Annotated in this window: 17 protein-coding genes and 1 pseudogene; 9 read left to right on the forward strand and 9 right to left on the reverse strand. The window is 69.0% G+C overall.

Annotated elements, in window-relative coordinates; genetic code table 11:
- The first annotated feature begins 22 nt into the window (after positions 1–22).
- Positions 23–2,611, forward strand: a complete 2,589-nt coding sequence (locus MWN52_RS09245) for a bifunctional aconitate hydratase 2/2-methylisocitrate dehydratase (RefSeq protein ID WP_286577558.1) — start codon at positions 23–25, stop codon at positions 2,609–2,611.
- A gap of 53 nt (positions 2,612–2,664) precedes the next feature.
- Here MWN52_RS09245 and MWN52_RS09250 read toward each other — a convergent pair whose 3' ends face one another.
- Positions 2,665–3,639, reverse strand: a complete 975-nt coding sequence (locus tag MWN52_RS09250) for an alpha/beta fold hydrolase (RefSeq protein ID WP_286577559.1) — start codon at positions 3,637–3,639, stop codon at positions 2,665–2,667.
- A gap of 134 nt (positions 3,640–3,773) precedes the next feature.
- On the opposite strand from MWN52_RS09250, the gene MWN52_RS09255 reads away from it, so the two are divergent.
- The 5 genes and pseudogenes from MWN52_RS09255 to MWN52_RS09270 all read left to right on the forward strand — a co-directional run bounded on the left by MWN52_RS09255 (position 3,774) and on the right by MWN52_RS09270 (position 10,917).
- Positions 3,774–4,670 (forward strand): AraC family transcriptional regulator, encoded by an 897-nt coding sequence (locus tag MWN52_RS09255; RefSeq protein ID WP_286577560.1) that lies wholly within the window; start codon positions 3,774–3,776, stop codon positions 4,668–4,670.
- A gap of 444 nt (positions 4,671–5,114) precedes the next feature.
- A complete protein-coding gene (locus MWN52_RS09260; RefSeq protein ID WP_286577561.1) occupies positions 5,115–6,125 on the forward strand; it encodes a helix-turn-helix domain-containing protein in 1,011 nt (336 codons plus the stop codon).
- Between the two features lie 401 nt (positions 6,126–6,526).
- A pseudogene (locus MWN52_RS19615) lies at positions 6,527–6,610 on the forward strand (ESPR-type extended signal peptide-containing protein); the annotation flags it as partial.
- Between the two features lie 63 nt (positions 6,611–6,673).
- Complete coding sequence (locus tag MWN52_RS09265) at positions 6,674–10,042, forward strand: YadA family autotransporter adhesin (protein WP_286577562.1); 3,369 nt, start codon at positions 6,674–6,676, stop codon at positions 10,040–10,042.
- Positions 10,043–10,074: 32 nt separating this feature from the next.
- Positions 10,075–10,917 (forward strand): OmpA family protein, encoded by an 843-nt coding sequence (locus tag MWN52_RS09270; RefSeq protein WP_286577563.1) that lies wholly within the window; start codon positions 10,075–10,077, stop codon positions 10,915–10,917.
- 34 nt (positions 10,918–10,951) lie between these two features.
- On the opposite strand, the gene hflD is transcribed toward MWN52_RS09270, so the two are convergent.
- From hflD to MWN52_RS09285, 3 genes are read right to left on the reverse strand one after another with little or no spacing between them, the layout of a single operon-like run.
- Positions 10,952–11,566 (reverse strand): high frequency lysogenization protein HflD, encoded by a 615-nt coding sequence (hflD, locus tag MWN52_RS09275; RefSeq protein ID WP_130522478.1) that lies wholly within the window; start codon positions 11,564–11,566, stop codon positions 10,952–10,954.
- Positions 11,563–12,705: a tRNA 2-thiouridine(34) synthase MnmA gene (gene mnmA / locus MWN52_RS09280; RefSeq protein WP_286577564.1), complete on the reverse strand. Its 1,143-nt coding sequence runs from the start codon at positions 12,703–12,705 to the stop codon at positions 11,563–11,565. Before mnmA ends, hflD begins: the two co-directional genes overlap by 4 nt.
- Positions 12,702–13,163, reverse strand: a complete 462-nt coding sequence (locus MWN52_RS09285) for an NUDIX hydrolase (protein ID WP_286577565.1) — start codon at positions 13,161–13,163, stop codon at positions 12,702–12,704. Before MWN52_RS09285 ends, mnmA begins: the two co-directional genes overlap by 4 nt.
- A gap of 146 nt (positions 13,164–13,309) precedes the next feature.
- On the opposite strand from MWN52_RS09285, the gene clpS reads away from it, so the two are divergent.
- Together clpS and clpA are read left to right on the forward strand one after the other, a co-directional pair.
- A complete protein-coding gene (clpS, locus tag MWN52_RS09290; protein WP_130522480.1) occupies positions 13,310–13,630 on the forward strand; it encodes an ATP-dependent Clp protease adapter ClpS in 321 nt (106 codons plus the stop codon).
- A gap of 109 nt (positions 13,631–13,739) precedes the next feature.
- The gene (gene clpA / locus MWN52_RS09295; protein WP_130518578.1) at positions 13,740–16,025 is read left to right on the forward strand and encodes an ATP-dependent Clp protease ATP-binding subunit ClpA; all 2,286 of its coding nucleotides are present in this window, start codon (positions 13,740–13,742) and stop codon (positions 16,023–16,025) included.
- Positions 16,026–16,736: 711 nt separating this feature from the next.
- On the opposite strand, the gene infA is transcribed toward clpA, so the two are convergent.
- The 5 genes from infA to trxB all read right to left on the reverse strand — a co-directional run bounded on the left by infA (position 16,737) and on the right by trxB (position 20,817).
- On the reverse strand, positions 16,737–16,955 hold the full coding sequence (infA, locus tag MWN52_RS09300) for a translation initiation factor IF-1 (protein WP_130518576.1): 219 nt from the start codon (positions 16,953–16,955) through the stop codon (positions 16,737–16,739).
- Between the two features lie 88 nt (positions 16,956–17,043).
- Positions 17,044–17,784: a leucyl/phenylalanyl-tRNA--protein transferase gene (aat, locus tag MWN52_RS09305; RefSeq protein WP_286577566.1), complete on the reverse strand. Its 741-nt coding sequence runs from the start codon at positions 17,782–17,784 to the stop codon at positions 17,044–17,046.
- Between the two features lie 4 nt (positions 17,785–17,788).
- Positions 17,789–18,922 (reverse strand): GNAT family N-acetyltransferase, encoded by a 1,134-nt coding sequence (locus tag MWN52_RS09310; RefSeq protein WP_286577567.1) that lies wholly within the window; start codon positions 18,920–18,922, stop codon positions 17,789–17,791.
- A gap of 12 nt (positions 18,923–18,934) precedes the next feature.
- Complete coding sequence (locus MWN52_RS09315) at positions 18,935–19,834, reverse strand: metallophosphoesterase (RefSeq protein ID WP_286577568.1); 900 nt, start codon at positions 19,832–19,834, stop codon at positions 18,935–18,937.
- A 29-nt stretch (positions 19,835–19,863) separates the two neighbouring features.
- Complete coding sequence (trxB, locus tag MWN52_RS09320) at positions 19,864–20,817, reverse strand: thioredoxin-disulfide reductase (protein WP_130518568.1); 954 nt, start codon at positions 20,815–20,817, stop codon at positions 19,864–19,866.
- Positions 20,818–21,072: 255 nt separating this feature from the next.
- Between trxB and MWN52_RS09325 the strand changes: the two genes are divergently transcribed.
- Positions 21,073–23,436 carry a DNA translocase FtsK gene (locus tag MWN52_RS09325; protein ID WP_286577569.1) on the forward strand — a complete coding sequence of 788 codons (2,364 nt, stop codon included), beginning with the start codon at positions 21,073–21,075 and terminating at the stop codon, positions 23,434–23,436.
- Positions 23,437–23,606 lie beyond the last annotated feature (170 nt).

Below are 23,606 nucleotides of genomic sequence, written 5' to 3' on the forward strand. Positions count from 1 at the left end.
ACGTTACGTACCGGAGTCGCACATGTTGGAAGCCTACCGCCACCACGTTGCCGAGCGCGCCGCGCTGGGCATCCCGCCGCTGCCGCTGACCGCCCAGCAGACCGCGCAGGTCATCGAACTGCTGAAGAACCCGCCGGCGGGCGAGGCCGACTTCCTGGTCGACCTGATCACCCACCGCGTGCCGGCCGGCGTGGACGATGCCGCCAAGGTCAAGGCCAGCTACCTGGCGGCGCTGGCCTTCGGCAGCGAGCAGAACCCGCTGATCAGCCGCGAGCGCGCCACCGAACTGCTGGGCACCATGCTCGGCGGCTACAACGTGCACCCGCTGATCGAGCTGCTGGACGATGCCACCGTCGGCGCCATCGCCGCCGACGGCCTCAAGCAGACCCTGCTGGTGTTCGACGCCTTCCACGACGTCAAGGAAAAGGCCGACGCCGGCAACGCCAATGCCGTGGCCGTGCTGCGCAGCTGGGCCGAAGCCGAGTGGTTCACCAGCAAGCCGGAAGTGCCGGCGTCCATGACCCTGACCGTGTTCAAGGTGCCGGGCGAGACCAATACCGACGACCTCTCGCCGGCCCCGGACGCCACTACGCGCCCGGACATCCCGATGCACGCGCTGGCGATGCTGAAGAACAAGCGCGAGGGCGCGCCGTTCGTGCCGGAGGAAGACGGCAAGCGCGGCCCGATCCAGGCCATCGCCGACCTCAAGGACAAGGGCCATCTGGTCGCCTACGTCGGCGACGTGGTCGGCACCGGCTCCTCGCGCAAGTCCGCGACCAACAGCGTGCTGTGGTGGACCGGGCAGGACATTCCCTACATCCCCAACAAGCGCTTCGGCGGGGTGTGCCTGGGCTCCAAGATCGCCCCGATCTTCTACAACACCATGGAAGATGCAGGCGCGTTGCCGATCGAGCTGGACGTGTCGCAGATGGAGCAGGGCGATGTGATCGAGCTGCGCCCGTACGAGGGCAAGGCGCTGAAGGACGGCCAGGTCATCGCCGAATTCAAGGTGAAGTCCGAGGTGCTGTTCGACGAGGTGCGCGCCGGCGGCCGCATCCCGCTGATCGTCGGCCGCGGCCTGACCGCCAAGGCGCGTGAGGCGCTGGGCCTGCCGGCCACCGACCTGTTCCGCCTGCCGCAGCAGCCGGCCGACACCGGCAAGGGCTTCTCGCTGGCGCAGAAGATGGTCGGCCGCGCCATCGGCCTGCCGGAAGGCCAGGGCGTGCGCCCGGGCACCTACTGCGAGCCGAAGATGACCTCGGTCGGCTCGCAGGACACCACCGGTCCGATGACCCGCGACGAGCTCAAGGACCTGGCCTGCCTGGGCTTCTCGGCCGATCTGGTCATGCAGTCCTTCTGCCACACCGCTGCGTACCCGAAGCCGGTGGACGTCAAGACCCACCACACCCTGCCGGAGTTCATCTCTACCCGTGGCGGCATCTCGCTGCGCCCGGGCGATGGCGTGATCCACAGCTGGCTCAACCGCATGCTGCTGCCCGACACCGTCGGCACCGGCGGCGACTCGCACACGCGCTTCCCGGTGGGCATCTCGTTCCCGGCCGGCTCGGGCCTGGTCGCCTTCGCCGCGGCCACCGGCGTGATGCCGCTGGACATGCCCGAGTCGGTGCTGGTGCGCTTCAAGGGCAAGCTGCAGCCGGGCGTGACGCTGCGCGATCTGGTCAACGCGATCCCGCTGTACGCGATCAAGCAGGGCCTGCTGACCGTGGCCAAGCAGGGCAAGAAGAACATCTTCTCCGGCCGCATCCTGGAGATCGAGGGGCTGCCGGACCTGAAGGTCGAACAGGCCTTCGAGCTGTCCGATGCCTCGGCCGAGCGCTCGGCCGCCGGCTGCACCGTGCACCTCAACAAGGAGCCGATCATCGAGTACATCAACAGCAACATCACCTTGCTGGGCTGGATGATCGAACAGGGCTACAAGGATCCGCGTAGCCTGCAGCGCCGCATCGACAAGATGAAGGCCTGGCTGGCCGATCCGCAGCTGCTCAAGGCCGACGCCGACGCCGAGTACGCCGCGGTGATCGAGATCGACCTGGCCGACGTGCACGAGCCGATCCTGGCCTGCCCGAACGACCCGGACGACGTGAAGACCCTGTCCGAAGTGGCCGGCGCCAAGATCGATGAAGTGTTCATCGGCTCGTGCATGACCAACATCGGCCACTTCCGCGCGGCCTCCAAGCTGCTGGAAGGCAAGCGCGACATCCCGACCAAGCTGTGGGTCGCCCCGCCGACCAAGATGGATGCCGCCGAGCTGACCAAGGAAGGCCATTACGGCACCTTCGGCACCGCCGGTGCGCGCATGGAGATGCCGGGCTGCTCGCTGTGCATGGGCAACCAGGCGCAGGTGAAGGAGGGCGCGACGGTGTTCTCCACCTCCACCCGCAACTTCCCCAACCGCCTGGGGCGCAACTCCAACGTGTACCTGGGTTCGGCCGAGCTGGCCGCCATCTGCTCGCGCCTGGGTCGCATCCCGACCAAGGCCGAGTACATGGCCGACATCGGCGTGCTCGACGCCAATGCCGCTGACATCTACCGCTACATGAACTTCGACCAGATCGAGGATTACCAGGTCGGCGAGAAGACCGCCGCCTGATCCGCCGCGAAGTGCGGCACCAGAAAGCCCGGCATCCGCCGGGCTTTCTGCTTTCAGGGAGCATCCGCGCGATAGCCCACGGTGGGCAGGAAGTCGTGGACCTGCTGGAACCAGGCGTCGGGCTGCTCCAGCCAGGCGAAGTGCCCGGCGTCGGGGATCAGGATCAGCTTGGAATGGGCCAGGCCACGGTGCAGGCTCAGCGTCTGCTGCCAGGGCACTTCGACATCGTCCGCGCCGGCCACCACCAGGGCCGGCACCTGGATGCGCGGCAGCGCCGGCGCCAGGTCGGTGCGCACGCCGGCGACGAAGCGCTGGAAAGCCACCAGGGAGAAGCGCACCTGCTCGAAGGCGTCCTTGCCGTTGACCGCCTTGGACATGTCGTACATCTCGATCGGCACCGTCGCCAGGATCTGCGCCTTGAACTCGGCATCCGTGGTGGGCGGCGGATCGCCCTTGAACGCCTTCAGCGCGGTCTCGAAACCGGGGCGGCCGCGACGGGACTCGACCTGCTCCATGACCTGACGCTCCACCTCGGCCTGGCGCGCCGCGTCCGGCGCGTTGTTGGTGATCGCCGCCGCCAGCAGCAGCAAGCCGCGCACGTGCTGCGGATGGCGCAGGCTGTACTCGAGGATCTGCGTGCCGCCCATGGAGTGGCCGATGAACCAGGGCTGGTCCAGTTGCAGATGGCGGCGCAGATTGTCCAGGTCGTCGACGAAGTCCTCCATCGTGACGGCCCCGGCCGCTGGGACCTGCGAGCGGCCGGTGGCGCGGGTGTCCAGATAGACGATGGTGAAGTCGCGTTCCAGCGGCTGCAGCGAGAGGAACAGATAATCCGCGCTGGGCCCCCAGCCCGGCGTGGGCAGCAGCGCCACCGGTCCGTGGCCGGACACCTTGTACCAGAGGCGCACGCCGTTGGAGACGAAGTCGTGCTCGCCAGGGGCGAGCGGGCCGGGCACGGCGGCCGCGGCGCGAAGGGCGCTCGACACCAGGAGGAAACCTAGGCTCAGCAACATCAGCAGGCGTTTCATCGGCGCGCTCTCGGTCAAGGGCAGGGCTGCATGCGGTCGGTCCGCGGTCGCCCAGAAGACTAGCGTGTCGCCGGCTTCGCCAGCTTCGAAATCTTGCTAAGTTGGGCGCGCTCCCGCCGGCCAGGAAGCGTCCCATGCATGCCGCCATGTCCGAACTGCGCAAGGTGCCGCCCTGGCTGAGCCACACGGTGTCGGCGCGGGCGTCGTGGTCGTGGTGCGCGATGGAGCAGTCCTGCTTCGGCCCCGTGCAGCTGGAGGCGCCGGCGCTGCCGTTCCACCATCTCAGCCTGCCTCTGGATCGTGGTGCGCTGCGCATGGGCATGTGCGTGGACGGCCGCCGCCATGTCGCGCGCATGGGGCAGGACGAGATCGGGATCATCGCGGCCGGCGACGGTGGACGCTTCTGGTGGGACCGACCCGTGGACTCGGCCTGCCTGTACTTCACCGACGCCGCGCTGGGCGAGGTCGTGGGGCATGAGGTCACCGACCGATCGCATGGCTTGCGCTCCACCTTGCAGCTGCGTGCACCGGCCATCGCCGGGCTGCTGCGCGTGCTGCGCACCGATGCCGCCACCGGCCAGCCGCATGGCGCGCTGGTCGGCGATGCGGTGTTCATGGCGCTGATCCCGCAGCTGATGCCCATGGCGCGCGTGCCGCCCGGGCCTCGTGCAGCGGACTGGCGGGTAGGGCGCGCGTTGGCCTACATCCATGCGCATCTGAGCGAGCCGCTGGATCTGGCATCGATCTCGCGCGCGGCGGCCAGCAGCCCATTCCACCTGGCGCGCGCGTTCCGGGCGCGCATGGGCTGCACGCTCTGGCGGTACGTGCTGCGCGAACGCGCGCGCGGTGCATGCTGGCGTCTGCGCGACGAGCGTCTGAGTCTGGCCGCGGTAGCGCAGGCGGCTGGCTTTGTCAGCTATGCGGGTTTCATTGCGGCCATGCGGCATGAGTTCGGCCAGTCGCCCCAACAACTGCGGCAGGCGATGTTGGCGGGCAAGCATCCGGCGAATGACGCGCCCATTCGGCCTTGACGCTGTGCAGCGTCGCTGTGCCTGTTGTGTCGGTTTGGCGCTGTTTCCGGCAGTCCAGCGTTCCGCACTTGCGTCAATGGTCGAACGAACACGCCAAGCGGTGATCGATCGCAGTGAAGGCCGGCGTGACCTGAGTCCCAGGACATCGCCGCGACTCCTTTCATGTCGGCCAGGCAGTGACTTTCTACACGCCGACAACACATCCGGCCGGCCTAAGGTCGTGGACAGGGTGTGAATGCGCAGGCCGGCCAGACGCTTATGAGCGCCGGCTTGGAGAGCCAGAACATCCAGGGAGTGTGCCGGCCAGCACAGCGGCACGTGGTCACCGCGCGTGGCGACGCGCGCCAAGGCAATGCATAGTGGGACATCGCGCTTGCTTGGCTTACAGAGAAGGCGCACGGCCTCGGGATGTATCGATGGCCGGATCAAAAGGGGAGGACAGGGATGGACGAGGCGCGATCGAAACGGCATTCGAAGCCGGATCAGGCGGGAGGACCGCCACTGGACCTGGCCGCACTGGCCGGGTTGCTCAGGGTCTGCGATCTGGACATGGTCCTGCTGGACCCGCAAGGCGCGAGTCCGGACGTGAAGACCTACGTCGATCAGGACGCGCTGATCTATTCGGTCGCGAACGCATTCACCTTCCGCGGGCGATTCACGCTGCCGCCGGACTGGTGCCTGTTCGGCTATGTCCACCAGACCGGTCCGGACGCCAGCTGGTGTCATGGCGTCAGCATGGACACGGGCATGGTCGTCACCGTGTTGCCAGGGGCGAGCAGCGAGTTCGTCCTCAGCGCCGGTTCCAGGCTGACGCTGGTCCTGATCCCGCTGAGCACCTTGAAGCATCGCCTCTCCGAACTCGGGCTGGGGGCCTCGCTGCCGGCGGTCGGACAGTATGTGCGGCTGTTCAAGCCCTCCGGCGATGCGACCGCGCGCAGGCTGGAACAGCTCGCCACACGGTTGGCGAGCGGGGCGCGCGAATCAGGGATGCACGAGCCCACCGATCGCCAGGAAGGCGCCAGCGCCTACGTGCGCGCCCACCTGATGGCCAAGTTCGCCGCGACGCCGGACGACCGTCCGCGGTGCTCGCGCGGCAGGCTCATGCATTACCGGATCCTGCGCCGCGCGGAGGATTTCATGCGCATGCACCTGCACAGAAATGTTTATATGCAAGAAATCTGTCACACCGTCGGCGTGAGCGAACGGACGCTGCGCTATGCCTTCGATGATCTGCTGGGAATATCGCCCAACCGCTATCTCTCCATGCTGCGGCTGTGCACTGCAAATCGCAGCCTGGCGGCCAGCGATGCCAGCCGTCATTCGGTCAAGTCGATCGCCTTGAACTGCGGTCTGTGGGACCTTTCCAAATTCGCGGGAAAATATCGGCGAATCTTCGGCGAGCTGCCCAGCGATACGCTGCTGCGCAGTCCTCCCGTCGGGCTCTGGCGCATGTGAAGACGTTCGCCGCCTAATCGTTTATCTCGTTCTACCTGCAAAAGAAGCGGGATCTAATGGCTCCGCGGCCGAAGCTGATCGCGGGCATCGGCGCAGGCGCGCCTTGCCTGAGACGACGATCGAGGGTCCTCCGGACTCCCGGGACCGGAGGAAGCGCGGCTGCGGATACTCGCGTCTAGCGCGGGGCCGCGGGCAATTTCGATAGGGGAATTAAGTGGCGCGTATTCAGCCGCGTGGAACCCCTGTTAATCGTTCGGAATTTGCCGAAATGGAATAGCCGATGCCCGTTATTTCTCATACTAGTTCCGGAATGGCGCACCACCTTGCGATGGGGCCGCGCTCTAATCCACGTAACCGTGCTGTAACGAAAAATTACAGCGGACATGACAGGGGGGTGGCGAATGAATCGCGTCTATCGCTTGATATGGAATTCCGCGCTCGGCGCACCGGTGGTGGCCTCGGAACTGGCTCGGGTGAGAACAGGCACCTCGCCGAGTGCCGGCACACGCGGTGGCGTTGCGACAAGCCGGCTGGCCGGCGCCTGCGTGGTGGCGCTGCTGTTCCTGCCCTGTACCGGCGTCCACGCCCAGCAGGTCGATCCCAGACTGGAAGAGCTGCGCGCTCTGGCGGATAAGTACACCCTGGTCGAAGATGCCCAGACCTCCGAGCCCGCATCGACGCCGGTGGCGGGCGCGTCGACGGTGCCCTCCGTTCCGAACACGGCGCCGGACGATCAACGCCCTGGCGCAATCGTCGGCAAGCGCCGCGCCGTGGTCGGACGCGCACCAAAGCCGGACCCGGCATCCCCGTCCGATTCGGCCACCGCCGGCGCCAAAGTCGCTGCGTCCGACGAGTCCATCAAGCCGACCGGCAGCGCGAACCTGCAGGCCTCCCCCTCGGCGTTGGTGTCGACCCAGGCCGTCGGCGCACCCAACCTGGTCGGGACTTCGAGCGTGGCTGCGCGCGTGTCGACCACGGCCGCCGCGACGGCCGCGGCGCCCGCCACGCTCACAGCGCCGACCAGCGGCGCGAGCCTGCGCGCGTCCACCTCGGCGCTGGTTTCCGCCCAGGCCACCAGCGCGCCCAACCTGAGCGGTGCGCCGAACGGCACGGTGGTGGGCAATGGTGGGCTGGTCGGCGGCGTGGTGCAGTTGCTTGACCCGACCCTGTCCAGTGCGCTCGGCGGCGACGGCTGGGTGATCAACGGCAGCATGGCGCTCAACGCCGACAACGTTCAGAAGGCCTATACCAGCGTCAACGTCCTGGGTCTGCCTGTGGTCTCGCTCAGTCCCGTGGGCGCGCTGCTGGGTTCCTTGGGCGGCGCGGCGACCGGCGGCAACTCGCACCTGACCCTGATCGGCGGGGTGGTCTCCAACAGCTATCTGACCAACGTCAACAGCGGCAATCCAGGGGGGCTGTTGGGCATCTTGCTGCCCGACGGCTCGCCGGCCTATGCCACCAACTGCGTCAACGTGCTCGGCGTAGTCACCGCCGAATGCTGGGCGGTCAACGCCGCCCAGGACTATCAGACCCTGGTCGGCGAGGGCGCGACCGCGAACGGGTCCAAGGAAGTGGTGATCGGTTCCAACGCCAGCCACACCCTGCCGAGCGTGGACGCGACGAGCGTGTATGCCGGCGGTTTCGTCGACGCCAATTACGACGCCAGGCTCGGCCACTCGGTCGTGGTCGGCGACAACGCCTCGGGCTCGGCCAACGGCCAGACCATCCTGGGCGCCGATGCCACCTCCGACCAGGCCAACAGCGTGGCCCTGGGCTACCGCTCCAATGCCAGCCGTGGCGCGGCCAGCAGCTACACCGCTTACGGGCTGACGACGGCGCAGACCTCGGCCGGCGAAGTGGCGATCGGCGCCACCGGCAGCGAGCGCCAGCTCACCCACGTCGCGGCCGGCAATGAGGACACCGACGCGGTCAACGTCGCCCAGCTGCGCGGCGCGGTGTCGCAGATCCAGGCGATCGGCGATGGCGCGGTGATGTACGACGTGGATGCCGGCGGCGTCGTGCTCGACCACGTCACGCTGGGCGCGACCGGCTCGGGCGCGGCGGCCGGCATCTCCAACCTGGCCGCCGGCGTGGCGCAGAACGATGCGGTGAACGTCGGCCAGCTGGCGCCGGCGGTGGCCGCACTCGGCGGTGGGGCCGGGATCGATGCTTCCACCGGCGCGGTCGCAGGGCCGGTGTACTCGCTGGATGACGGCACCAATACCGGCACGCGGGCCAACTACACCAACGTGGGCACCGCGCTGGAGAACCTGGACGGCCGCACGACGAGCAACACCACCAACATTACCAACCTGCTCGAAGGCGCCGCCGGCCTGGTGCGGCAGGATCCGAACTCGCTGACGGTGACCGTGGCCGGACAGACCGGCGGCACGGGCGTGAGCTTCCGCAATGCCTCCGGCCAGGCGCGCACGCTCAGCGGCGTGGCGGCGGGCCAGCAGGACGAGGATGCGGTCAACATGGCCCAGCTGCGCTCGGTGAGCGGGGAGATGGACAACCTCAACGCGCGGGCGGTGCAGTACGACGTGGATGCCAATGGCGCGGTGCAGGATCACGTCACCCTGGGCGCGAGCGGATCGGGCGCCCCGGTCGGCCTCTCCAACCTGGCCGCAGGCGCGCTGAACGCGACCAGCAGCGATGCGGTCAACGGCGCCCAGCTGTTCGCCACGCATGGCGCCATCGCGCAGTTCTTCGGCGGCAGCACCCAGTACGACAGCAGCACCGCCACCTGGACCGGGCCGACCTTCAACATCACCCAGGTCGACGGGACGGGCGGCACGGCCGGCAGCAGTTTCACCAACGTCACCGATGCCTTCGGCGCGGTCAGCAACTCGCTGGTCAACCTCAACAACCGGATCGGCCAGCTGCAGTCGGCCACCTACAGCTCGAAGTACCTGGCCGTGCAGTCCACCCGCGCCGCCGCCACGGCCACCGGTACCGATGGCGTCGCGGTCGGCCCGGAGGCCGCGGCCTCTGGCACCGGTAGCGTGGCGGTCGGCGCCGGGGCCAGTGCCAACCAGGACAACAGCGTGGCGCTGGGCGCCGGTTCGACCACCTCGGTCGGCGCGCAAAGCGGCTACGACGGCGCCTATGTCCAGGCCGGCAGCAGCAGCTCGGCCGGCGAGGTGTCGGTGGGCAGCACCGGCGGCGAGCGCAAGGTCACCCATGTGGCCGACGGTTCGGACCGCTACGACGCGGTCAATGTCGGCCAGCTGCAGGGCGGGGTGAACTACGCCATCGACCGGGCCAACGCCTATACCGATCAGCAGCTGCAGAACATCCAGGTGGAGTCGGGCGGCATGTTCCGCGCCAACGATACCGCCGGGCTGGGCCAGCCCTCCGCCAGCGGCGACAACGCCACCGCCGGCGGCGCCGGTGCGGTGGCCTCGGGCAGCGGCAGCACCGCGATCGGCAGCGGCGCGCAGGCCACCGCCGACCGATCGGTGGCCCTGGGCGCGGGCTCGGTCGCCGACCGCGTGGGCACGGTCTCGGTCGGCAGCAGCGGCGCGCAGCGGCAGATCACCAACGTGGCCGCCGGCACCGCCGACGGCGATGCGGTCAACATGGCGCAGTTCAACCGCGGCCTGACCGGGGTGCAGGAGTGGTCGCGCAACTATGTCGACCAGCGCTACCAGGAGACCCGGCGCGATCTGCAACGCGTGGACAACCGCGCCATGGCCGGCGTGGCCTCGGCGATGGCGGTGGCCGGCCTGCCGCAGCCCTACGAGGCGGGCCGCAGCATGGCGTCGATGGCGGTCAGCGGTTACGACGGCGAGGCCGGCGTGGCCCTGGGCGTCTCGGCGATCTCCGAGGGCGGGCGCTGGATCTATCGACTCAGCGGGACGACCAACACGCGCGGCGATGCGGGCGTGACGGTCGGCGCGGGCATCCAGTGGTGAGCGGCATGGACCGGTTGCGGGGGCAGGGGACCATGGACAGGACAGCGGGCCGCGTCAGGCCCTGGGTGGGGTGGCTGGCGTTCCTCGCGCTGGCGCTTTCCGGCTGCGCCGGCACTTCGCCGCCCCGCGACGCGGGGCCGGCGAGCGCGGAGGAACCCGCCTTCCCCGATCCCGCCCGCGCCCGCCCGCGCGGCGGCACCTTCGTGAACGTCGACAACCTGCGCCACTACGCGCCGGGCCTGAGCAAGGAGCAGCTCTACGCGTTGCTCGGCCCGCCGCACTTCAGCGAGGGCATGTGGGGCGTGCGCGAGTGGAACTACCTGTTCAACTTCCGCTCGGCCCGCGGCCAGGAACCGTTCCAGTGCCAGTTCATGGTGATCTTCGACCGCGAGGGCATCGCGCAGCAGGCGCACTGGAAGCCGCAGAGCTGCAGCGCCGTGCTCGATCCGCCCGCCGCCCCCAGGCCCACGCCGGAAGCGGCGGCTGCCCTGCCGGCGCAGCCGCTGCGGCTGTCCGCCGACGCGCTGTTCGGCTTCGACAGCGCTACGGTCACGGCCGGGGGCAAGGCGCGGATCGAGCGCCTTTTGCAGCAGGTGCGCGAGGCCAGCCAGGTGCAGGACATCCTGGTGGTCGGCTATGCCGATCGTCTGGGCGATGCCACCCACAACCTGAAGCTCTCCCAGCGCAGGGCCGAGGCGGTGCGGCAGGTGTTGATCGAAGGTGGTGTGGCGCCCGCGGCCATCCGCGCCGAAGGACGCGGCAGCACGCAGCCGCTCGCCGACTGCGCCAAGGTCAAGGCGCGCGCCGCGCTGATCGCCTGCCTGGCGCCGGACCGGCGCGTGGAAATCAGCGCCAGCGCGGACAGGCGCGGCTAGTCCGCGCGCCTGCCGCCCTGGCTGAAGCGCCGCTTCAGGCCTTGAGCCAGTCCCGCGCGGCGCTGACCATCGCCTTGCGGGCGAACACGAAGTCCCACAGGCTGCCACCCAGCTGCCGCCACAGCACGGCCGCACGGACGGCGGCCAGCAGGATGGCGCGGATCTCGGACACCACGCCCGGCTGGGCCAGGTAGTGCGGATTGCCCTGGACCATGACCCGCGGGCGCAGGTGACTGATGGTGTCGGCGTAGAGCGTGCCAAGTGCCATCAGCACGTCTGGATGGGTGCTGCCGCGCTCGCCGGCCTGTGGTGCGATCTCCTCGAGGCCGCCGCTGACGGCGGCCACGGTCTCGGATTCGCGCACGAAGCGGCGCTCGACCTGCATCACCGCCAGCGCCAGGCGCGGCAGCGACTCGTCCTTGTTCTCGCCGCTGAAATAGTCGCGCACCAGGCGCAGGCCGGGGCCGAGATTCGCGGCGCGCTCGTAGACCGCCTCGGTCGACGCGGCGTCCATGCGGAACACGCTGTCCAGCACCACGCCGGTCGCGCCGTTGTCCGAATGACCGGTCTCGGCGATGCGGCGCACCTGGGCCAGCGACTGGGCCAAGGCGGCCAGGGCCAGCACGCGTTCGGGCAGGGGCGCGCTCATGCGGCGCGCTCCCGCAGACGCAGTTCCAGCGGCGCGTCGGTGCGGTCGATCACCGCGCCGCCCAGGCAATCGTCGCCGTCGTACAGCACCACCGACTGGCCGGGCGTCACGGCCCGCTGCGGGTGGGCGAATTGGATATCCAGCGTTCCATCCTCCAATACATGGACCGTGCAGGGCTGCGCGGCCTGACGGTAACGGGTCTGTGCGTGGCAGTCGAAGCGCGCGGCGGGCGGACTGCCGGCCACCCAGTGCATCGCCTCGCTGCGCAGTCGCGTGGACTGCAGATACGGGCTGGCGCTGTCCTGGTCGACATACAGCACGTTGCTGGCCACGTCCTTGCCGACGACGTACCACGGTGCCGCCGGGCGGCCGCGAACGCCGCCGATGTTCAGGCCCTCGCGCTGGCCAAGGGTAAAGAAGAACACGCCCGGATGCTGACCGATGACGACACCGTCAGGGTCGCGCATCTCGCCGGTCCTGGCCGGCAGGTACTGGCCCAGGAACTGGCGGAAGTCGCGCTCGCCGATGAAGCAGATGCCGGTGGAGTCCTTCTTGTCGTGCACCGGCAGGCCGGCCTGGCGCGCCAGGCCGCGCAGGTCCGGCTTGTGCAGATGGCCGACCGGGAAGAGGGTGGCCGACAGCTGCTCCTGCCCGAGCTGGTGCAGGAAGTAGCTCTGGTCCTTGGCCGTGTCCACGCCGCGCAGCAGGTGCCAGCGGCGGCCGCGCTGCTCGACGCGCGCATAGTGGCCGGTGGCGATCTTCTCGGCGCCCAGCGCGCGCGCCGCGTCGATGAAATGCTTGAACTTGACCTCGCGGTTGCACAGCACGTCCGGGTTGGGCGTGCGCCCGGCGGCGTACTCGGCCAGGAAGTGCGCGAACACCCCGTCCCAGTATTCCCTGGAGAAGTCGCGGAAATGGAAGGGGATGCCCAGCCGCCCGCACACCGCCACCGCGTCGCGGCGATCCTCCTCGGCCCGGCAGCCACCCGCGTTGTCCTGCCCCTGGCCCGCGTCGTCGTCGGCCCAGTTCTGCATGAACAAGCCGGCCACCGGCTCGCCGGCCTGGACCAGCTGCAGCGCGGCCACCGACGAATCCACGCCGCCGGACACGCCCACCACCACGCGCGGGGTCGCGCTCACGCCAGCTGGCTCACGGCCGACAGCGGGAAGCGGCGACCTGCCAGGTAGTCGGCGGCCACCTTCCACACCAGCGGGCTGCGATGGCGCGGGGCGGCCTGGCGCAACTCGTCGGGGGTCATCCACAGCGCGCGCACGATGCCCTCATCCAGGGTGCGCTCGGCGTGGTGGGTCAGCGCCTCGCCGGCGAAGGCCAGGCGCAGGTACTGGCGGCCGGTCCCGGCCTTCCACTGGTAGGCGCCGACGAAGTGGGTCAGGCGCACTGTCCAGGCGCTTTCCTCCAGGGTCTCGCGCACGGCGGCGTCGAACAGGTGCTCGTCCGGCTCCAGGTGCCCGGCGGGCTGGTTGAGCACCAGCCGCCCCTCGGCGTACTCCTCGACCATCAGCAGGCGACCCTCGCGCACCACCACGGTGGCCACGGTGGTGTCCGGCTGCCAGATACGGTCTTCGGCGACGCTCACGGGCGAGAGATTCCTTGCAGGGAGGATTGGCCCGATATCGGGACAGTTGCGCACAAATCCAGGCCGGTGCCGGGCTTGAAACGCGCGCGGGGGTGCGCAAATTGTGCGTGCGCAGACGCACCTCGTCCAATCCGTATAATTGTCCCATGCCCCGTTCCCCCCAACACGAGCATGATCACGGCGTCCTGGTCGAGACCGGCAAGCCCGAGGTCGCGCCGCCGCCGCTGTACCAGGTCCTGCTGCTCAACGACGACTACACGCCGATGGATTTCGTCATCTCGGTGCTGCAGCAGTTCTTCAACATGGACCTGGAAAAGGCCACCCAGGTGATGTTGCACGTCCACACCCGCGGGCGTGGCGTGTGTGGCGTCTACACGCGCGAGGTGGCAGAGTCCAAGGTGGCCCAGGTCAACGAGTATTCCCGGATGAGCCAGCACCCTTTGCTGTGCACCATGGAACAGTCCTGATCCGGCGCGGATCGGTTCCCATCGCCGGCTGAACACCCAGTTCCAAAGGGGCTGTGGAAATCCCCGCGACAGGCCGCATATTGTTGGCAACAGCAGTTGGGAGCCATCCATGTTCAGCAAAGACCTCGAGCAGACCATCGGCCAGTGCTACAAGCGCGCCCGCGAGGCACGCCATGAGTTCATGACCGTGGAGCACCTGCTGCTCGCCCTTCTCGACAACCCCTCCGCGCAGGCCGTCCTCAAGGCGACCGGCGCGGACACCGTGCGCCTGCGCACCGACCTGGACCAGGCGGTCGAGGCCTCGGTCTCGCGCCTGGCCGAGGACGACGGCCGCGACACCCAGCCCACGCTGGGGTTCCAGCGGGTCCTGCAGCGCGCGGTCTACCACGTGCAGTCCTCGGGCAAGAAGGAGGTCACCGGCGCCAATGTGCTGGTGGCGATCTTCGGCGAGAAGGACTCCCACGCCGTCTACTTCCTCAACCAGCAGGACGTGACCCGGCTGGACGTCGTCAACTACCTCTCCCACGGCATCGCCAAGCAGGGCGATGGCGAGGCCGCGCCGTCCGGCGAGCCGGGCGAGGGCGGCAAGGCCGAGGCGGGCGAGGGCGAGGCCAAGGGCGACGCCCTGGCCGAGTACGCCAGCAACCTCAACGAGGCCGCGCGCAACGGCAAGATCGATCCGCTGGTCGGTCGCGCCGAGGAGATCGAGCGCACCATCCAGGTCCTGTGCCGCCGCCGCAAGAACAACCCGCTGTACGTGGGCGAGGCCGGCGTAGGCAAGACCGCCCTGGCCGAAGGGCTGGCCAAGCGCATCGTCGATGGCGATGTGCCCGAGGTGCTGGAGGACGCGGTCATCTATTCGCTGGACCTCGGCGCCCTGGTGGCCGGCACCAAGTACCGCGGCGACTTCGAGAAGCGCCTCAAGGCGGTGCTGAGCGCGCTCAAGAAGGTGCCCAACGCGGTGCTGTTCATCGACGAGATCCACACCATCATCGGTGCGGGCTCGGCCTCGGGCGGCACCATGGACGCCTCCAACCTGATCAAGCCGGCCCTGGCCTCCGGCGAGCTGCGCTGCATCGGCTCGACGACCTTCCAGGAATACCGCGGCATCTTCGAGAAGGACCGCGCGCTGGCCCGGCGCTTCCAGAAGATCGACGTGGTCGAGCCGACCATCGCCGAGTCCTACGAGATCCTGCAGGGCCTCAAGCCCAAGTACGAGGCCCACCACAACGTCAGCTACGCCGACGAGGCGCTGCAGGCGGCGGTGGACCTGTCGGTCAAGCACATCGGCGACCGCCTGCTGCCGGACAAGGCCATCGACGTCATCGACGAGGCCGGCGCCCGCCAGCGCCTGCTGCCCGAGGATCAGCGCAAGCAGCTGATCGACATCGAGGAGATCGAGACGATCGTGGCCAAGATGGCGCGCATCCCGGCCAAGCAGGTCAGCGCGACCGACAAGGACGTGCTGCAGCATCTGGAGCGCAACCTGAAGATGGTCATCTTCGGCCAGGATCCGGCGATCGAGTCGCTGGCCTCGGCCATCAAGCTGGCGCGCTCGGGTCTGGGCAATCCGGAGAAGCCGATCGGCAACTTCCTGTTCGCCGGCCCGACCGGCGTGGGCAAGACCGAGGTCACCCGGCAGCTGGCCATGCAGCTGGGCATCGAGCTGGTGCGCTTCGACATGTCCGAGTACATGGAACCGCACTCGATCAGCCGCCTGATCGGCGCGCCTCCGGGCTATGTCGGCTTCGACCAGGGCGGCCTGCTGACCGAGAAGATCGTCAAGACGCCGCACTGCGTGCTGCTGCTGGACGAGGTGGAGAAGGCGCACCCGGACATCTTCAACATCCTGCTGCAGGTCATGGACCGCGGCGTGCTGACCGACACCAACGGGCGCGAGGCGAACTTCAAGAACGTGATCCTGGTGATGACCACCAACGCCGGCGCGGCGCAGGCCTCGCGTCGTTCGATCGGCTTCACCAAGCAGGACCATTCCACCGATGCGATGGAAGTGATCCGGCGCGGGTTCACGCCCGAGTTCCGCAACCGTCTCGATGCGATCGTGCAGTTCCAGGCGCTGGGCTTCGACCACATCCTGCGCGTGGTCGACAAGTTCCTGATCGAGCTGGAACTGCTGCTGCACGAAAAGCACGTCACGCTCTCGGCCACCCCGGCCGCGCGCGACTGGCTGGCCCAGCATGGCTTCGACCCGCAGATGGGTGCCCGCCCGATGGCGCGCGTGATCCAGGACAAGATCAAGCGTCCGCTGGCCGACGAACTGCTGTTCGGCAAGCTCATCGACGGCGGCAAGGTCAGCATCGACGTGGTCGAGGACGAACTGGTCGTCACCAGCCAGTCCGAGCCCGAGCGCCTGCTGCCGGCGACGGTCGAGTAAGCGCCGTCCGGCGTGCCAGAACGAGAGAGCGGCCTTCGGGCCGCTTTCTTTTTGGTCTCCTGGCGGTCAATGGATCTTCTTGGCGCGTGCGTGTTTCGGCTTCGGGAGGCAGCGGTCCAGCGGGTGTTTCCCGCTTTTCTCTGATTCGGGCGCTCGGCATCCTGCCTCGCGCGTCGAGGCCACGGGCTTCGAGTCGAAGACGTCGTGGCCTTTTCACTCACCAGGCTTCGAGTCGGCCGGGCATGGGGCAGATCAGCCGGGATGGCCGGCGACTGCGCGCGGCGACGTGCGGCCCTCGCGGAGGGCCGACGCAGTTCCCGTGGGAGCAACTGTCTCCTCAAATCCCGCAACGTCCCTGTAGAGCGGAGCTTGTGGCAATCCCATCTTGGGGACTCCGCTGCTCTTCGTTCGGATCTTGGGAGAAGGCCCCAGCGGAGCGAGCTCCGCTCTACAGGTGGGAGCCGCGAGCTTGGGTCAATTCAAGCGTTTGGCCATGGAGGCTGGCTGAGCTGGCTGTAGATCTGCGCTCAGCCGGTTCCAGGCTGGTTGGCGAAGTGGCGCACCCAGCCTCGCACGTCTGTCATCGACGGATTGACGCCACCGCACGCCGGCGGAGCGCTTTTCGACCCGAGCTGGGCGCATCCCCGAATCGCGCCCAAACGAAAAGGCAGCCTGCGGGAGGCTGCCTTTGGTGCAAACCGCCGGGGCGGTTTACTTCATGCGGTAGGTGATGCGGCCCTTGGTCAGGTCGTAGGGCGTCATTTCGACCTTGACCTTGTCGCCGGTCAGGATGCGGATGTAGTTCTTGCGCATGCGGCCGGAGATGTGGGCGATGATCTCGTGGCCGTTTTCCAGGCGCACGCGGAACATGGTGTTGGGCAGCGTCTCGGTGACGGCGCCTTCGAATTCGATTGAATCGTCTTTCGACATGGAAGCCTGCTGAGAGTGCGGGAGCGGACATGCTGGCCCGCGAAGCCGCATATTGTACCCCGCGCGGCGGCCTGTCGCAAAATTCCCGTTAAATGCCTGCCAGATCAGCGACCTGCAGCGCACCGACGCGATCGGTCCACGGTCCCGGCGCCTCGGGCAGGGCGACCTGGCGCGCGACTTCGGCCAGGAATGCGGCGCGCGGCATGCCGGTCGCGCCCATGCGCAGCAGGTGGTCGTTCTCGACCTGGGCGTCGATCAGCGGCCAGCCCCAGCCGCGCAGCACGTGCGCCAGAGCGGCGAGCGCGGCCTTGGAGCCGCCGGAGACCGCGCTGAACATGCTCTCGCCGAAGAACATCCGCCCGATCGCCACGCCATAAATGCCGCCGGCGAGCCGCCGGCCGTCCCAGACCTCCAGGCTGTGCGCATGGCCGAGCCGGTGCAGGGCCAAATAGGCCGCCTGCATCTGCGCCGTGATCCAGGTGCCGTCCTGGCCGGGGCGCGGGGCGTGCGCGCAGGCCGCGATGACCTCGGCGAAGGCGGTGTCGGCGCGCAGCACCCAGCCGCTGCCGCGCAGCTGCCGGCGCAGACGCTTGGACAGGTGCACGCCGTCGGTGCGGAACACGGTGCGCGGATCGGGCGACCACCACAGCAGCGGCTGGCCTTCCGAGTACCAGGGGAACACCCCGGCGCGGTAAGCGTTGAGCAGGCGCGCCGGGTGCAGGTCGCCGCCGACGGCCAGCAGCCCGTCCGGCTCGCGCAGGGCCAGGGCCGGGTCGGGAAAGGGCGCGCCCGGATCGGCGTCGAGCAGGAACGGCAGGCGACGGGTCACCGGCTCAGTCCGCATCCGGAGCGCGGAACGGCGAGCGCGCGGCCAGGACGCGGGCGTGCTCGTGCACCGCGGCGTCTTCCTCGCGGCACCAGCGCGCCAGCGCCTCGCGGAAGTCGGGATCGGCGATCCAGTGCCGGCTGCGCACGAAGCTGGGCAGGAAGCCGCGCGCGATCTTGTGCACGCCCTGCGCGCCGGGCTCGAACCGGGTCAGCCCCTCGCGCAGGCAGTAGTCGATGCCCTGGTAGTAGCAGGTCTCGAAATGCAGCCCGGCCAGGGTCGCATCGGCGCCCCAGTAGCGGCCGTACAGCGTGTCGCCGCCGCGCAGGCACAGCGCCCCGGCGACCGCGCGGTCCTCGTGCTGGGCCAGGAAGATCACCAGCGCGCGCGGCATCGTCGCCGCCAGGTGCCGCAGGAATTCCAGGGTCAGCGCCGGCGAGTTGCCGTATTCGTGGAAGGTCTGCAGGTAGAAGCCATACATCGCCTCCAGGTCGTCCTCGCTGGCCTCGTCGCCATGGACCACGCGGAAGCGCACGCCGGCGCGCGCGACCTTGGCGCGCTCCTGGCGGATGTTCTTGCGGTGCTTGTGGTCCATCGCGCCCAGGAAGGCGTCGAAATCGCGCCAGCCGGCCGTGTTGTGCCACTGGTACTGGACGTCGGCCCGGGCCAGCCAGGTCTCGTCGAAGGCCGCGTCCTCGGCCTCGGTGTGGAAGTTCACATGCGCCGAGGACAGCTCGTTGCGGGCGACATAGCCGCAGATGGCGGTCAGCAGCGCCTGGCGCGCCGCGCCATCTCGGGCGAGCAGGCGCGGGCCGGTCACCGGCGAGTAGGGTGCCGCGCACAGCCACTTGGGGTAGTACTCCTGGCCATAGCGCGCGTAGGCGTTGGCCCAGGCATGGTCGAACACGAACTCGCCGTGCGAATTGGTCTTCAGATAGCCCGGGGCGGCGGCGACCAGGGTCTCGCCGTCCCACAGCGTGAGGTGGTGCGGGGTCCAGCCCCAGTCGCTGCGCAGGCAGCCGGTCTGCTCCAGTCCGGACAGGAAGGCGTGGCGCACGAAGGGGTTGCGGCCGTCGTACAGCGCGTCCCAGGTGGCGGGCGGAATCGACGACAGCGAAGGCAGCGCACGAAGCTTGAGCATGAAGCGCTGATGCTACGGGCTCAGCTCCAGCAGGTCGATGGTGGGCGGGTTGAACAGCCGCAGCGGCAGCCCACTCTCACCGACGCCGCCGGTGGTGTAGACGCGGATGCGGCCCTGCGGGCCTTCGTAGGTCTGTTCGCCCTGGTCGAAGCCGTGCTCGACCGGCAGCACGCGCCGGTACAGCCACGGGATCCGCACCTGCCCGCCGTGCGTATGCCCGGCCAGCACCAGCAGATGCGGGCGGCTGCGCAGCCGGTCGGCGCTGTCTGGATTGTGGGCAAGGACCAGCAGCGGCCGGTCGGCGGGCAGGGCATCGAGAAAGCGCGCATCGTCCTTGCCCGCCCAGCGATCGCCCAGGCCGGCCAGGGTGAAGCCCTTGAACGGCAGCGCGCGGCCTTCGATCACCTGCACGCCATGGCGCGCCAGCGCCTGGCGCAGGGCGCGGTCGATGTCCGGGCCGGGCTTGCCCTGGTCGTGGTTGCCCAGCACGGCGTAGGTCGGGGCCTTAAGCCTGGCCAACGGCGCCAGCAGCGCGTCGAGCGACTGGCCCTGCGGCTGGTAGGTGAGGTCGCCGGCGATCAGGACCGCGTCGGGATGTTCGGCGTTGGTGCGCTCGACCACGCGCTCGAGGAAGTCGGCGCCCTTGAACAGGCCGACATGCGGGTCGCCGATCAGCGCGGTGCGGGCGCTGGCGCCGGTGCCCGCCAGCACGGTGTGGCGCACCCGCAGCAGATTCGGCTCGGCGAAGCGCGCCCAGGCGAACAGCAGATCGCCGGCGAGCAGCACGGCCAGCCCCAGGCGCAGGTCAAGGCGGCGCGCCCGCCACAGGCCCCACAGTGCGACGGCGGCGACCGGCAGGGCCAGCCAACCGCCGTCGAGCACCCAGGCCCTCAGCAGGCCGTGGGCGTCCATTCCCAGCGAGACCGCCGCCTGGGCAGGGATCAGGCGCCCTTGTCCAGATAGCGCTCCGCATCCAGGGCGGCCATGCAACCGAAGCCGGCCGAGGTGATCGCCTGGCGGTAGTGCTGGTCGGCCACGTCGCCGGCGGCGAACACGCCCGGCACCGTGGTCTGGGTCGCGTTGCCGTCCAGGCCGGACTGGATGGTCAGGTAGCCGTTGTTCATGCCCAGCTGGCCCTCGAACAGGCTGGTGTTGGGCGTGTGGCCGATGGCCACGAAGAAGCCGTGCACCTTCAGGTCCTGCGTGCTGCCGTCCAGCACCGACTTGACCCGCAGGCCGGTGACCCCGGCCTCGTCGCCCAGCACCTCGTCCACGACGTGGTGCCAGACCGGCACGATCTTGCCGGCGTCGATCTTGGCCTGCAGCTTGTCCTGCATGATCTTCTCCGCGCGCAAGGTGTCGCGGCGGTGGACCAGGTAGACCTTGTTGGCGATGTTGGACAGGTACAGCGCCTCTTCCACGGCGGTGTTGCCGCCGCCGACCACGGCCACGTCCTGCTCGCGGTAGAAGAACCCGTCGCAGGTCGCGCAGGCCGACACGCCGCGGCCCTTGAAGGCCTCCTCCGACTCCAGCCCCAGGTACTTGGCCGTGGCGCCGGTGGCGATGATCAGCGCGTCGCAGGTGTACTCGTGGCTGTCGCCGGACAGCTTGAACGGGCGCTGGGACAGGTCGGCGGTGTGGATGTGGTCGAAGATGACCTCGGTCTCGAAGCGCTCGGCATGGGCCTGCATGCGCGCCATCAGGTCCGGGCCCATCAGCCCATGGGCGTCGCCCGGCCAGTTGTCCACCTCGGTGGTGGTCATCAGCTGGCCGCCCTGCTGCAGGCCGGTCACGACCACGGGCTTGAGATTGGCGCGCGCGGCGTAGACCGCGGCCGTCCAGCCTGCCGGGCCGGAGCCCAGGATCAGCAGGCGGCTGTGCTTGGAAGTGCTCATGTATACTCGAAAAAGTGGGCTGAAAAGCGCGCAAGCCGGTGTCATCGGGCGTGCTGCGGACCGCGCATAGGGTGACGGCGGGGCGGGGGCGAATCAAGGCGCGCCGATGGAATTCACGGCGCCGCGGCCCTTCCGGATGCCTGTGAGCGCCGATCCGGGCGCCAGGGCCGCCGCACGCCGAGGCGGCGCTGAATTCCGGATTCGATTCGTTTAGTATCAAGCACTAACACGATATTTCTGAGGTCGGATCCCAAGGTGGCAAAAGCGCTCCCGGAACGCGGCAAATCCAAAGGCGCACCCGCGGCGCGTCGCACCAAGCCGTCCACGCCGCCCAATCCCCGTCGTCAGCGCCTGTGGCGCGACCTGGCGCTGATCGTGATCGCGCCGGTGCTGCTGTACCTGCTGGCCTGCCTGTTCACCTATTCGCCCAGCGACCCCAGCTGGACCCAGTCGGTCAGCGTGACCGGGCAGATCCACAACGTCGGCGGCCGGGTCGGCGCAACCGTGGCCGACCTGCTGCTGGGCTTCTTCGGCTATGTGGCCTTCCTGCTGCCGGTCATCCTGGGCGCGATCGCCTGGATCGCGCTGTTCGGCATGGACAAGGACGGCGATGGCGAGTCCGACCTGGGCCCGGCGCTGCGCCTGGTGGGCATGGTCGGGTTCCTGATTTCGGCCTCGGGCCTGCTGTACGTGCGCCACATCTCGGCGGTGGACATCGCCAACGGGCCCGGCGGCATCCTCGGGCGCCTGGTCGGGCGCTCGCTGGAGATGCTGTTCGGCGCGCTGGGCGGCAACCTGTTCCTGCTGGTGCTGTTCCTGGTCTCGGTGACCCTGGCGACCGGGCTGTCGTGGTTCGCGGTGATGGAGCGGATCGGGCAGGGCGTGTCGGCGCTGCCGGACCTGCTGCGGCGGGGCAGCAAGCAGGCCGAGGACTGGCAGCAGACCCGTACCCTGCGCGAGCAGCGCCAGGAAGTGCGCAAGGCCGACGCCGAGGTGCGCGCCAAGCGCGAGCCGGTCAAGATCGAGCCGCCGGCCGCGCCGGTGGTGGAAAAGAGCGAGCGCGCCAAGCGCGAGACCCAGATCCCGCTGTTCCACGGCACCGGCGGCACGGCCGACGGCCTGCCGCCGCTGGCCCTGCTCGACGATCCCAAGCCGCAGGCCAAGGGCTATTCGGAAGAGACGCTGGAAGTGCTCTCGCGGCAGATCGAGTTCAAGCTCAAGGACTTCCGCATCGACGTGCAGGTGGTCGGCGCCTATCCGGGCCCGGTGATCACCCGCTTCGAGCTGGAGCCGGCGCCGGGGGTGAAGGTCAGCCAGATCTCCTCGCTGGACAAGGACATCGCCCGCGGCCTGTCGGTCAAGGCGGTGCGCGTGGTCGACGTGATCCCGGGCAAGTCGGTGATCGGCCTGGAGATCCCCAACACCAGCCGCGAGATGATCTATCTCTCCGAGCTGCTGCGCTCCAAGGAATACGACAAGTCGGCCAGCCCGCTGACCTTGGCCCTGGGCAAGGGCATCGCCGGCCAGCCCACCGTAGCCGACCTGGCGCGCATGCCGCACCTGCTGGTGGCCGGTACCACCGGCTCGGGCAAGTCGGTGGCGGTCAACGCCATGGTGCTGAGCCTGCTCTACAAGGCCAGCCCGAAAGAGCTGCGCATGCTGATGATCGACCCGAAGATGCTGGAACTGAGCGTCTACGAGGGCATCCCGCACCTGCTGGCGCCGGTGGTCACCGACATGAAGGAGGCCGCCAACGGCCTGCGCTGGTGCGTGGCCGAGATGGAGCGCCGCTACAAGTTGATGAGCGCGGTGGGCGTGCGCAACCTGGCCGGCTTCAACAAGAAGGTCAAGGACGCCCAGGACGCCGGCCAGCCGCTGATGGATCCGCTGTTCAAGCCCAATCCGGACCTGGACGAGATGCCGCGGCAGCTGGACACGCTGCCGTTCATCGTGATCTTCATCGACGAATTCGCCGACATGATGATGATCGTCGGCAAGAAGGTCGAGGAACTCATCGCCCGCCTGGCGCAGAAGGCGCGCGCCGCCGGCATCCACCTGATCCTGGCCACCCAGCGCCCCTCGGTGGACGTGATCACCGGCCTGATCAAGGCCAACATCCCGACTCGCATCGCCTTCCAGGTCAGCTCCAAGATCGACTCGCGCACCATCCTGGACCAGTCCGGCGCCGAGACCCTGCTGGGCCATGGCGACATGCTCTACCTGCCGCCGGGTACGGCCATGCCGGACCGCGTGCACGGCGCCTTCGTCTCCGACGAGGAGGTGCACCGCGTGGTCGAGCACCTCAAGGCCAGCGGCCCGGTGGACTACATCGAAGGCGTGCTGGAAGAAGTGCAGACCATGGGCGATGGCGTGGTGGTCGGCGCGACCGGCCTGCCCGAGTCGGCCGGCAGCGACGATCCGGAGGCCGATCCGCTCTACGACCAGGCCGTGCAGATTGTCACCGAGACGCGCCGCGCCTCGATTTCCGGCGTGCAGCGTCGCCTGAAGATCGGCTACAACCGCGCTGCGCGCTTGGTCGAGGCGATGGAAGCGGCCGGCGTGGTCAGCGCGCCCGAGCACAACGGCGACCGCAGCGTCCTGGCGCCGCCGCCGCGCTGAAGCGGCGGGGAACTTCGGCGGAGCGGCGTAACGCCGCGCGGCCATCCTTCGCTGGATCGTCGAGGCTGCCTCGCCTGCCGCGCGCGGGCCTGCAGCCGGATCCCGCCTGTTCGCCGCAGCCGCCATGGCCCGCCGATTCAGATTCGACGCGTCACACTTGCCGCATCACG

The organism is Pseudoxanthomonas winnipegensis (genome assembly GCF_030322905.1).
GTDB classification, from domain to species: Bacteria; Pseudomonadota; Gammaproteobacteria; order Xanthomonadales; family Xanthomonadaceae; genus Pseudoxanthomonas_A; species Pseudoxanthomonas_A winnipegensis.